Annotated in this window: 9 protein-coding genes; 2 read left to right on the top strand and 7 right to left on the bottom strand. The window is 42.2% G+C overall.

Features of this window, described 5'->3' with window-relative positions:
- The first annotated feature begins 506 nt into the window (after window positions 1–506).
- Window positions 507–2,102, top strand: coding sequence for a S8 family peptidase (locus tag V7K62_RS11385; protein ID WP_334864030.1), 1,596 nt, complete (start codon window positions 507–509; stop codon window positions 2,100–2,102).
- Between the two features lie 298 nt (window positions 2,103–2,400).
- Here V7K62_RS11385 and V7K62_RS11380 read toward each other — a convergent pair whose 3' ends face one another.
- From V7K62_RS11380 to V7K62_RS11360, 5 genes are all read right to left on the bottom strand, one after another.
- Entirely contained in the window at window positions 2,401–3,897 is a 1,497-nt protein-coding gene (locus V7K62_RS11380) for an HlyD family efflux transporter periplasmic adaptor subunit (RefSeq protein ID WP_334864029.1), read from the bottom strand.
- Between the two features lie 82 nt (window positions 3,898–3,979).
- The gene (locus V7K62_RS11375) at window positions 3,980–4,855 is read right to left on the bottom strand and encodes an SDR family oxidoreductase (protein ID WP_334864028.1); all 876 of its coding nucleotides are present in this window, start codon (window positions 4,853–4,855) and stop codon (window positions 3,980–3,982) included.
- 562 nt (window positions 4,856–5,417) lie between these two features.
- A complete protein-coding gene (locus V7K62_RS11370; protein ID WP_334864027.1) occupies window positions 5,418–6,506 on the bottom strand; it encodes a fatty acid desaturase family protein in 1,089 nt (362 codons plus the stop codon).
- A 393-nt stretch (window positions 6,507–6,899) separates the two neighbouring features.
- A complete protein-coding gene (locus V7K62_RS11365; RefSeq protein WP_334864026.1) occupies window positions 6,900–7,802 on the bottom strand; it encodes a S1 RNA-binding domain-containing protein in 903 nt (300 codons plus the stop codon).
- Window positions 7,803–8,051: 249 nt separating this feature from the next.
- Window positions 8,052–8,792, bottom strand: coding sequence for a dienelactone hydrolase family protein (locus V7K62_RS11360; protein ID WP_334864025.1), 741 nt, complete (start codon window positions 8,790–8,792; stop codon window positions 8,052–8,054).
- A 294-nt stretch (window positions 8,793–9,086) separates the two neighbouring features.
- Between V7K62_RS11360 and V7K62_RS11355 the strand changes: the two genes are divergently transcribed.
- Window positions 9,087–10,070 (top strand): GntR family transcriptional regulator, encoded by a 984-nt coding sequence (locus V7K62_RS11355; protein ID WP_104905920.1) that lies wholly within the window; start codon window positions 9,087–9,089, stop codon window positions 10,068–10,070.
- A 252-nt stretch (window positions 10,071–10,322) separates the two neighbouring features.
- Here the strand turns inward: V7K62_RS11355 and V7K62_RS11350 are convergent, their stop codons facing one another.
- A complete protein-coding gene (locus V7K62_RS11350) occupies window positions 10,323–11,243 on the bottom strand; it encodes an alpha/beta fold hydrolase (RefSeq protein ID WP_334864024.1) in 921 nt (306 codons plus the stop codon).
- A gap of 104 nt (window positions 11,244–11,347) precedes the next feature.
- The gene (gene clpX / locus V7K62_RS11345) at window positions 11,348–12,688 is read right to left on the bottom strand and encodes an ATP-dependent protease ATP-binding subunit ClpX (RefSeq protein ID WP_334864023.1); all 1,341 of its coding nucleotides are present in this window, start codon (window positions 12,686–12,688) and stop codon (window positions 11,348–11,350) included.
- Window positions 12,689–12,692 lie beyond the last annotated feature (4 nt).

Here is a 12,692-nt window from a genome sequence, read left to right as displayed (position 1 = left end):
TAATTTACAGCCAGTTTTTAATACTCAGTATCAATACGCCGAAATTGCTTGAGCCGGTTGATAGCGCGTTCGACAACGTTGGGTTGACGGTAGATTTCAAAGGCTTCGCTCTAGCCCTCCTTCCCTATGAGGTAATGGGGGTTTTAAAGCCTCTTAGAAGTGGGAGATAGGGGTTTATAGTATACTTTGCGACTTTTAAAACATCCTCTAAGGTAATGTTAAAAACCTATGGAAATTCTAAGTTTAGAAGCATAACGTAATTAATTTTTATTCTACCAATTTATACTTAGATTACTAAAAACTTAATATTTATTTTATCAATTATTGTGTTAATAAGAATTCCACTATTTATTCTGATTTTTAGTAGTAAAATTAGCATTTTGTTATGAATTTTCATAGTAATTGTTGAGAATGGAGCTTATTCACACCTTAAAATCTTTTTGTTGTAAAGGTTTTAACGCTTCAAACTGTCAAAAAACGATTGATATCTTTGAGAAAAAATACTTATGCTCCGTGATGATGTTAATCACAATCTGTTGTCAAATAAACAGCTAAATGTCTCTTCAATCTCTTCATTAGATACCTTTAATACGAAGAATGACTATAGCCTCAACCTCAACGGACGTAGTAGCTACAACTCAGCCGATTCTGATGTGCAGTTGCAAAATAGCAGTAACACTACTGCTAATGCTTTTAGCACTGGGAATTATAATTCCACCAATGGCTATGGCTTAATTAATGGAGCAGCAGCAGTGGCTAGAGCTGCTGGCCAAAATACCTTTGCTGATGTTCCCGATCTTGGGGGCAATAATTGGGGAGCAGACCTGGTTAAAGCACCGGAAGTTTGGGCACATGGATACACAGGTAAGGGCGTTGTTGTCGCTGTTGTAGATACTGGAGTTGACCATAACCATGAAGATTTAACAAATAATATCTGGACGAATACCAAGGAAATTGCGGGTAACGGTATAGATGATGATGGTAATGGCTATATTGATGATAATTACGGCTGGAACTTCGCTGATAAAAACAACAACACCCTAGATGACAACGGTCATGGTACTCATGTTTCCGGCACGATCGCAGGAGAAAATAATAACTACGGTGTCACTGGTATTGCTTATGATGCCAAGATTATGCCTGTCAAAGCTTTAGATAGCTCTGGCTCTGGTTCCTATAGTTCCATATCTAAAGGTATTCGCTACGCTGTGGATAATGGAGCTAATGTGATTAACCTCAGTTTAGGAGGCGGATCTTCTAATCGTACTTTAGAGTCAGCCATTGACTATGCCAGCAGCAAAGGAGTCATTGTCGTCATGGCAGCAGGTAATGATGGTGACTCATCACCAGACTATCCCGCCCGCTATGCATCCAAGTCGGGAATTGCGGTAGGGGCAGTAGATAAAAATAATAATATGCCCGACTTCTCTAATCGCTCTGGAACGAATCAAATCGCTTACGTCACAGCCCCAGGAGTCAAGGTTTATTCATCAGTTCCGAATAATCAGTATGACACTTATAGCGGCACATCTATGGCTGCTCCCCACGTTGCTGGTATCGTTGCCCTGATGCTTAGTGCTAACTCCAAGCTGACTGATGCCCAAGTCCGTCAGATTGTCACAGAAACCGCCGGAAATAGTACACAAACTACAAGCTCTAGTTTGAATCTTTCTAATGTCAGTTCTCTAGCAAGTCAGGTGATTGCAGACACAGCAGTAAATAAGACACAAGCTACAAGCTCTAGTTTTAATAGTTCCAATTTTAGTTCTCTAATCGGTCAGGCAATTACAGAAACAGCAAAATCTCTAACACCAGAAACTATCGCTAGTTGGAATAATTCTGATTTTAGCCCTGCGATCGGTCAAACAACCTCTGAGACGGGCTACGCCTACGCAGAAACTACAAAATATCTGACATCAGCCGAAGGTAATAATGGATTAACAAATCCAGAATTATGGTCGCAATTCCAAAACTATGAGAATATTCTGGGCAGCACCAATATGGATAGCAATGAGGATGAGAATAATCTTGATTTTGGCAAACAACTAGAGGGAAGGCAAAAACAAATAGATCAGTATAGAAAATTATCGGGTATGGCTTGAAACTTATAGTGATTAGCAGTTGAGTCCAATACTGCTCGGTTAAAAAAATCAACCAACCCGCTCATCTCTGGTGAATGAATGTAGGGGTTTAGCAATGCTCGTTGGTGTCAACTTAAGCCAAAACCCTTTTAAAAATCTCGTTTCCAGCCTCTGGCTGGAAATGCTGCTCATTATAGCCCCTCTTCGCTTGCTCTTAGGGGGTTGGGGGTGGGGTTCAGTACCTACTAAACCGAGAACCGCTATAACCAAACCCAGGTATCGCTTTTGAACTGGAATCAAAACAGCAGAGGCTACAAACTTACCTAACGGAAAATGCCTCATTGAACCGCCGTGTCACAGGCTCAGTGATGAATGTCAAAATTGACTTTTTACGAGTGACAATTTCACCTGTAGCAGCCATTCCTGGTGTAAATTCTACTTCTTGACCCCGCACATTCACTGCGTGTTTATTTAGCTTAATTCTCGTCGGAAAAACTAAACCCAATTCTTTATCAATAATTGCATTCGGACTGACTTGCATGACTTCACCATCCACAATGCCAAATTCTTGGAAGGGGAAAGTCGCCATTTTCACTTTTGCCTTCATTCCTTGACGAATAAACCCAATATCGCGGTTGAGAACTTTCACCTCTAGGAGCATTTCTTCTCCTTCTGGCAAAATTGACAGCAATTCTTCACCCGATTGTACTGGCCCCTTGGTGGCTTTGACTCTATAAATCGTACCGGCAACGGGAGCCTCAATTGTTTCTAAAGCTTGCTGTTTTCTCGCTTGCTCTAATTGACCTTGAACAGTTGTTAGTTCTTCTTTACGCTTATTAAACTGGGTCAAAATTTCGCTTTGCCGTTCTGATGCGACACGCTGGGACTGACTGCGTGCAGCGTTGTAAGCTTGTTCTGCTTGGCGAATTTCCTGGACTTGAGCCGCAATATCTTTTTCTAATGATGTGGCTTTATCTTGAGCCTCTGTGATTCTATTCTGGGCGTTGGTAACTTCATCTTGTGCTTTGGTGATTTCTGTCTTTGCACGAGTTAATCGTTCTTGGGCATCCAGATAATCAACACGAGGTATAGCGCCAGGAGTAATTAGGGTGCGTAGACTTTTTTCCCTTTCTTCAGCAATGGCTAAATTACTTTCAATTTTAATTCGGATGCTATCTGCATTGGCAAGGTTAGTTTGAGAATTCGCAAAGCTGCTTTTAGCATTAACTAAGTTGTCTTGCAATCGAGTCAAGCGGACTTTGGCTTGATCGATGAGTGCTATTTGGCGATTTGCTTCTGCTTCCGCCGCTGCTTGACGCGCTTGGTAGTCTTGCAGACGGGAGTTTAAAAGTTCATCTTGCAGTTTTGTCCCAGTAGTTTTACCTCCAGTGCGTTCTGCATCCAAACGTTGCAAATCGTCTTGAATCAATCTGGTAGATTTAGCTAGGCGGGAAACATCGGTTATTTGCAAGTCTGGATCTTTTTGAATCAGAACTTCACCTTTAGTAACGCGATCGCCTTCTTGCACTTTAACAGCGACAATTGACCCTCCACCCAAGGATGTCACCGGTCTTACCTGTGCGGAAGCAATTAATTCCCCTGGTGCTGTTGCTACTTCATCTATTTGCGAGAAGTATGCCCAGGCGATCGCTCCAAATACGATGGCGCTCATCGTTCCCGCTAATAATCTAGTGTACAGGGGCGGCAATTCCTGTACTGCCTTCCCTAACTCATAAGTGAGTTGTTCCTCTGGTTGGGCGAATCGCTGTTTTGTCTGACGTGCTTGAGCAGCATTTGCAGCTAGGGAAGATTTCATAGAATTTTAGATTTTAGATTTTGGATTTTAGATTATCGGTAATTGGGTATTGGGAAAACTCTTCCCAGTCCCCAGTCCCCAGTCAAACTGCTAGATAGCGCCGCAAAAAATTTTCTAATGTCTCCAATTGGAAGTCAAAAATCGCCTCTAAATTGGCAATTTCATCTTTTGTACAGAAAAATTCATTTGCTAGCAATGTGCGATAAGTTCCCAAAGCTTTTTGGATTTGGGGATTAAATAAACCCAATGCACCCTGCAACCCATCAATGACAAATAGTGGTGAGTTAATTATTACTGGTTCTTTGGTGAAAATCCGACCAAAAATCCGGGGAATATCTTCTCGTAATAAAATCTCCGGCCCTCCGACGGGGAAAATCTGGTTGCGAGCGCCTTCAACTGTCACAGAATCCACAACTATCCTTGCCAAATCATCAGTACTGACAATTGAGGTACGATTTTTGCGATCGCCAATGAGCAGATACAATCCTGTTTCCCGAAATCGTTCTACTAGTGGCAGCAAGTTAGATGCTAATCCAGATGGGCGCAAAATAGTGTAATTTAAGCCACTAGCTGCCAAATATCGCTCTACTGCTCGTTTGGCTTTGAAAACAGGAGCATCTTCATAACCGCGATCGGCTCCCAGTACGGAAATGAAGACAAAATGCTCTACGCCATTGGCTTTCGCCTGGTCAATAAGTTCAATATTGGCACGGTAATCTAAAGATAGGGCATCGCTATCAGAACCGTGGGCGCTGATAATATACTTGACACCCCCACTAGCTTTCTGGATATCTTTTTCATCTAGCAAGTCACCGATGAAGATTTCTGCACCCCGGTGTTCTAACTCGCTGTAGCGCGAATTAAGGCGGACAAATACCCGCACAGACTGTTCTCGTTGTCGTAGGAGTCGCACAACTCTGCGACCAATTCCTCCCGTTGCTCCAGTTACCAGAAACATATAAATACCTAAATTGAATAGTTACAGCGTTTATAGTTGTCAAAATGCTCGATATATGCTCAAAATCCATTGAGCAATACTTAAATAGAGATATGAGCATATTTTATACTTTGTTACCATGCTCAAGATATTCTCATGCCAATAAATCACACCTTATTCATTTTAATACTCTAAAAATTATTCCCCATATCTTTGTAGATGCAGGGGATAGAGTGATGGGATTAGTTTTACTGACTCAACAAGTTAATCGCTTGTTCAAGCGACATCTTAGCCTTGTGCAAGTTCAGCCTAGCAGCGCATTCATCAGACTGTTGGCGAATTCATGTAAACCGCAATTTCTGGGGTGAGACGCTACGACATCTTAAGCTTTTGAGGATAGCGATCGCAATTCGCCAACAGAGTCATTCATTTGCAAGAGTCCTTTTTAACTGACTTTTCACGTTATGTGGAAAAGCCCACGAAAAATCTAACCCCTTTCCCCTTGGGAAGAATTCTAAATCTCTCTCCTTCCAGGAGAGAGATTTAGAGAGAGGTTTTCCAGATACCTTGAAAAGTCAGCTTTTTAATTGTCGCTTGTAGGACAGGGAACAGACTTTTTCCCTGACCAATCTGTAAGAGTATTTTCATCTTTATAATGCCGGGGAGTTTTCAGCAGCAAATCCCAAGCCTCTCCAGCATCCAATAAATTAAAGTTTTCAGAATAGTGAGTTTCTAGCAAGTCCCTAACCATCACATAATAGTCAGAGTTCATTCCTGGAAAAATATGATGTTCAGTGTGGTGAGAAAAATTTAAATGCAACAGATCAAATATTTTATAAACCCGGAGAGACATACTATTAATCAGTGGATCGTTAACACTGGTCATTCTACAAAGTAAATGATTTGTATAAATATAAAACATTACTCCAGTATAACCAATTGCAATCGGTAAAAAGTAACCAAGTATGAGCTTTATGGGTTCAAATTGGAGATAGATTAGGATACTCAGATGAATCATGCTCATGATCAATAACTCCCCTGCGATCGCTCCACGATCTTTAGGACTGACTGTAAATGCAGCCGGAACATAATCGACGGATTCATGATTGAAAAATAGCACAGATGTCAGATTACGAAAAGCATATACTCCCCAAGCAGAAGTCATTCCCACTATGAACCATAAAGGATTGACTTCAGTTGAAGGTACAAATAAATCTTGAATCCATTTTCCCCAGGTTGAAGATTGTTCATATAAGTAATTACGATCCGGGTCGCCCAAATCATTAGTGTGATTATGATGTACTCGGTTATGAACTGCTTTCCATAACGTTGGTGGCATCCACAATATTGTTAGCCCTATAAAGCTAATAATATAGGTTAATCGGGGGTTTTTAATTACGCTACCATGCATCAAATCGTGGGTGCTAAATAGTAAGACAACCACGCTATTGCCCATAATTATGCTTAAAGGTAGATAAAGCCATAAAAGGTATGGCGACCAACAATCTAACCGCGCCGCTATCATCCAGCCTAGTATCAAAATTGCCAGATTAATAAACAAGATAATTAACTTACTTGGATCGGGGATAAATGCTTCAGGTGGCATCAGAGAACGTAATTCTTTCGCATATATTTTCTGATGAATTAATTTTGGCTCGGTACTAACATTCATAAATAATTGTCACGTAGAGAATTTAGCTGAGTGAAGTTTTGCGGTAAATCGTAGCGTTTTTAAAATCGAACGATTCAATTCACAATAGGTAAAAGTCTAAATATACCACACAATATTTTTACAACAGACCTATTGCAGAATTTTGGCATTGCCCACACGTCCGCCTCAGAATATAAATTATTGTTATAACCGCATTTCCAGCCAGAGGCAAGAAAAGAGTCGTAAAAAATTTGATTAATTTGCAATCCCCCCACATCTTTGTAGATGCAGAGGGATAAGATAACCCACTATTTGGATTATTGATCAATTTTGGGGTGATTTTCACCGATGAATCTTACTTACCGCAGGTGCGATTGCACTATTTATACTTTGTGTAAGCAGCCCACCTCAAAACTATTCAGATGCTTTGTTGTTAGCTCTATTGGCACGCGCCTCAGCTGAAGCCATCACCTCATCCATATTTTCTAAGACTTCGCCAGGGAAGTTTTCCAATACTCTGGTAGAAAGAGCAACCCGCCCTTTACCCTCATCCAAGTCAATAATTACAGCTTTAATTGGCTGACCAACTTGAAATACTTTTTCGAGAGATTCAATGAATTTTTGGCTTACCTGCTTGATATGAAGTAAGGCGCTCATCCCACTTAAATCGACAAACACACCAAAAGGTTTGATGCCAGTAACTTTGCCTTCCACCAGTTGCCCTAGTTCTAATAAGCTGAAGTTGCTAGAACGAGTTGCTAAACGCTGGGAAAGGATGAGTTTGTTAGTGTTGCGATTAATTTCCAAAAAACCCACAGTCAGATTTTGACCTTTGAGTGCTTCTAAATTATCACGCTCGGCCAGGTGCGATCGCGGAATAAATCCCCGCAAAGAAAGAATATCTACGGTGACACCACCTTTATTCACACCCATAACCCGTACTTGCACAGTCTGAGCATTTTCCTGCATTTCAGTCAGTCTTTCCCAGATGTGCTGAATTTCCAACTGCTTTCGAGAAAGGGTGACTTGACCTTCTGCATCCTGATCTCGGATAATCAAAAACTGCATTTCCTCTTGCAATGGCAGCACCTCCGATAAATCGGTAACTGCTCTCAAAGAAGCCTCATCGCGCGGCAGAAAAGCTGACGACTTGCCACCAATATCGACATAAGCTCCATCATGGTCAAGTTGGAACACTTTGCCATGTACAACCTGTCCCTTTTGAAACTGGTAGTCGTGTTTTTCTAGTGCTTTGGCAAAATCGTCCATTGTAAAGGGCGAATTGGCTGTTTGAGAAAGTTTCGATTCGGAATTCATGACTTTTGAAGATTAATTGTTATTTGATATGGTGCAACTGAAGTTTAAATTGTTATTTGTCCTTTGTCTGTAGTTACGCAATGTAAAACTTAATATTCTGACCTCACTTCTAAAAGGAGAGAGGCTGTGAGTTTTCCCCATTCCCTACTATAGAAGGGGTCTGGGGATTAGATTTGAGTAAAAGTTGTACACAGTGTTGTGGTTATTACTAATGACAAATGACAAATAACTAACTTGGCTGTGTATGCTTCAGTTCAGTTGACTAAAGAGTTGTTTCACTTGCTCCCAAGCATCAGCCGCAGCTTTAGGATTATAACTGGCACGATGGTCACAGAAAAATCCGTGATCAGCTCCATCGTAGCGAAACACACGATGAGGAATTTTATATTTTTCTAACTCTGCTTCAATTTCATCTACTTGTTCGCCTGGGATGCTAGCATCTTCTGTACCAAAGAAGGTATAGAGACTACCTGTTATTTCTCTGGTACGGGTGACAGTAGGAGCGCCACCTCCTGGTGTGCGGGTAGTAACTCCAGCACCGTAGAAGGAAGCCGTAGCTTTAATATCTGGCAAGGTGGCTGCAAGATATGCGACATGACCGCCAAAGCAGAAGCCAATACAGCCAAAGCCATCTTTTTTCACTTGAGGTAGATTTTTGAGGTAGTCAATTGCTAGTTGAACATCGCTCAATAACTCTGAGGCTTGAGTTTGCATAGCGTAGTTTCTGCCCGTTTCAATATCTTCGGGTGTGTATCCGGTTTCAAAACCAGGAGCAATACGTTGAAAAAGTGCAGGTGCAATCGCTACATACCCAAGTTTGGCAATCCGTTCTGTAACTTCCCGAATGTGAACGTTGACACCAAAAATCTCTTGTAATACTACGACTCCTGGGTAAGCTCCAGATTCTTTTGGTTCTGCAAGATTTGCCGACACTTGAATATTATCTTGCAAAAGATTAACCGTTGTGGTAATTGTTGCTTGCTCTGTCATAATAATTTTTACCAGTGCTGTGTGATTAGCTGTGTGTTTATTTGATATAACTATGCCAGTATGTCCAGCTTTTTTCTAATTAAATTATCAATTACCAATAGTGAGCGCATTAGAAATTTGTATCAGAAAAATTTTATATGTAAATAACATATTTGAGATGTAGCAAATGCAGCAGGTCACAAAAAGAGGGCTGAGTTAAAAGTGCTGAGTATAAAAGCAACACTTAATACTCAAACCTCAGCACTCAAAACTCAGCACTCAGCACTCAGCACTTAGTATTCAGGAGGTTTGGTGATGATTCAATTCCGTATTCAGCCAGACAGCGAAATTCCCGCATCAACCCAGCTGTTTAATCAAATCCGATTTGCGATCGCTTCTCGGCAATATCCCCCTGCTTACAAATTACCAAGCACAAGGGCGCTGGCAATGCAAACAGGGTTACACCGTAATACCATAAGTAAGGTTTACCGTCAACTGGAAGAAGACGGATTTGTTGAAAGTATGGCTGGTTCGGGTATTTATGTTCGTGCCCAAGGTCATGAGGGCGGTAGCAGGCTACAATCACCAATTCTCAAACAAAATCCTGATGCATATCAAGTTGTCCAGCAAGCACTTGACGAGTTGCTCTCCCAAGGATGCTCACTGAATCAAGCTAGAGAGCTATTTTTAGCGGAAATTGACTGGCGCTTGCGTTGTAGTGCGCGGGTACTGGTTGCAGTTCCATCTTATGACATGGGTGCTGGTGAGTTGATGGTGTATGAATTAGAACGATCGCTAAAAATCCCAGTCCAGTTGGTAGCAATGGAAGAATTAACAGCTGTCTTAGATAAAACTACCTCTGCGACAGTAGTCACCAGTCGGTATTTTATCAGTAATGTGGAAGCGATCGCAGCTCCAAAAGCTGCACGAGTAATTCCTCTCGATATCTACGACTACAGCAAAGAACTCAGCCTCTTAAAAACCTTACCAAAAGAAAACTGTGTTGGCATAGTTAGCCTCAGTTCCGGGATTGCACGAGCCGCAGAAGTCATTCTCCACGGTCTGCGAGGGGATGAGCTACTAGTGATGACTTCGCAACCAAAAGATGCTTATAAACTCCAGGCTATGGTTAAACGGGCTGAGGTAATCATAAGCGATCAAGCTAGTTTTGCGGCAGTGCAAGCAGCCGTGCAAGCATCTGATGAAGATATTATTCGTCCACCAAAGCTGATTAAGGTTGAAAATTATATCGGCGCTAACTCGATTAACTTGCTAAAACGAGAACTGGGTTTGAGTTAATCCAAAGGGTACTGAAGAGAGTTGACACTCCCCCCTTTTCTAAAGGGGGGATTCTTGGGTCAAAAGGGAGCTACTGCTTAACCCCTCTCCCAAAGGGAGACGCGAAACGCGAACGCCAAGCATCTTCACCGTATGCCCTACGGCTGCAAGTCCACGTTGCATCACCACCATAGCGGCGGCAACATCGCGGTCTAACCATGACGCAAAAGCAGGTAACGAGTATCTCAATCAAAAACTCAAACTTACAACACGCTACCCCACCTGTGGTTTTGGCGTGTTAATTTGCAAAAACTCTTGTACCCGTTGCAGATAAGTTGGTACATCTTCCAACATTGGGAAATGCGCTGTGTTGGGAATCATCACAAATTCTACTTTATCACTCAGTGCCGCTGCTTGACGACCCATCTCAGCTGGAATAATCTTGTCATACTCCCCCGCCACGAGTAGAGTCGGCACTGTCAGCTTGGCAAACTCTTGCGGCATCACTTCAGCTTGAGCCTTGCTAACTGAAGTAAAAATTGTCCCTATAGCTGCATCGTAATCTGCTTCGAGAAAATCTTCTAAAAAAGCTTGCCGCTCAGAATGTGGTATGGAACTATATAAAAATCTAGCCATAAACATCCGGTCAACAAATGGAATTTTGCTTAACCATTTGGGACGAAATTTAACTACATAGCCACCAAATTTATGAAAGGCACTAAAGGATTTTTCGTCGTACTCGAAAATGCCGCTACAAGTTAAAATTCCTCGTTCAACTCGTTGGGGGTAGCGGTTAAAAAATAAAGTGGCAACAGATGCGCCCATTGAGTGAGCATGGATATAAACACGCTGAATACGCAACCCATCTAGCAAAGCTGCCAAATCATCAGCGTATTCCTCTAATTCATAGGTTAACTCTCTGATTGCCTCTGATTCTTCCTGTGGGGACTCAGATTCAGCAACAGCTTCACTTGCTTGGGCTATAGTTGGCTTCCCACGAGAACGGCCAAATCCTCGCAAATCGTAGAGTAAACAATCAAATTGTTCTGATAAAGCATCAGCAGTATTTTGCCAATACCTAGCCGAACCAGCCCAACCGTGCATGAAAACCATCACTGGTTTTGCCAGAGAACCGGATGATTTTTTCACCCATTCGTAGTAATGCTCAACGCCACGAACATTAATATAAGGCATTAGTCATTTATCCTTTGTCAGTTGTCATTAGTCATTTGTCCCTGGTACATGGTTATTATTCCTTAGTTTTTGAGCAATTACCAATGACTAATGACTAATGACTATTAAGCAGATTCTGGCTTGGGTAGTGAAGATGGATGTATTATCAGTTCGGCAGTTGATCGCTTCTCGACCATTTCCCTTGTAACTGTACAGCGTGTCACATCCTTACGGGACGGTAACTCATACATTACATCCAACATCAGTTCTTCGACAATACCACGTAATGCTCTAGCACCAGTTTTACGACGGTAAGCTTCTTGAGCGATCGCTCGCAAAGCATCTGCTTTAAAATCTAACTGGACATTATCCATCTTCAGCAGCTTTTGGTACTGCTTCACTAGGGCGCTGCGTGGTTGGGTGAGAATCGCCATGAGCGCTTCTTCATCTAGCGGATCTACTACTGCTACCATTGGCACGCGCCCAATAAATTCTGGAATCATGCCAAATTTTACTAAATCATCCGGTTCTAGATGGCGAAGAGTATCTGCTGCTCGTTTCTCCTTCGATTGGCCTTCTCCCGGTTGCACAAAACCTATTGCTTTTTTGCCAACTCTCTGATCTACAATCTTTTCTAAGCCCACGAAGGCACCACCACAGACGAACAAAATATTACTTGTATCAATCTGGATGCAGTCTTGATAGGGATGCTTCCGCCCTCCTTGGGGTGGTACATTGGCGATCGTTCCCTCTAACATTTTCAGCAAAGCTTGCTGCACGCCTTCGCCAGAAACATCGCGGGTAATTGACGTGTTCTCACTCTTACGAGCAATTTTGTCAATTTCGTCAATGTAAATAATTCCCCGTTGCGCTTCCTCTATATCCAAATCTGCCACCTGCAACAGTCGCAGCAAAATATTTTCTACATCTTCTCCCACATACCCCGCTTCTGTCAGCGTCGTCGCATCGGCGACGGCAAAGGGTACATCCAAGATTTTTGCTAGGGTTTGCGCTAAGAGAGTTTTGCCGCAACCAGTCGGGCCAATTAACAAGATGTTGGACTTTTGCAGTTCTATTGCATCATCCGCTCCAGGTTTGCCACTGGCTTTAGACTGAATGACTGCCAGCCGCTTGTAGTGATTATAAACAGCTACTGACAGCACTTTCTTCGCTTCGTCTTGACCAATGACGTGTTCGTCTAAATACTTTTTAATCTCTGTTGGCTTGGGTATTTGATTAAATGAAATACTAGAAGAGTGGGTACGCCGTTTTTGAGGTGGCTCTGCTCTTGGTGCTGGTTGTGCTGCCGCACCATTAGTATCGAGTAACTCCTCGTCTAGTATTTCATTACACAAGTCAACGCATTCATCGCAGATGTAGACTCCCGGCCCTGCGATTAATTTACGCACCTGCTCTTGAGACTTGCCACAAAATGAACATTTTAAATGGGAGTCGTACTTAGACATACCA

It is taken from the genome of Nostoc sp. (assembly GCF_036917935.1).
Taxonomy (GTDB): Bacteria; Cyanobacteriota; Cyanobacteriia; order Cyanobacteriales; family Nostocaceae; genus Nostoc.
The sequence above is the reverse complement of the archived record's forward strand: the minus strand, read 5'-3'. Positions and strand labels throughout refer to the sequence as shown.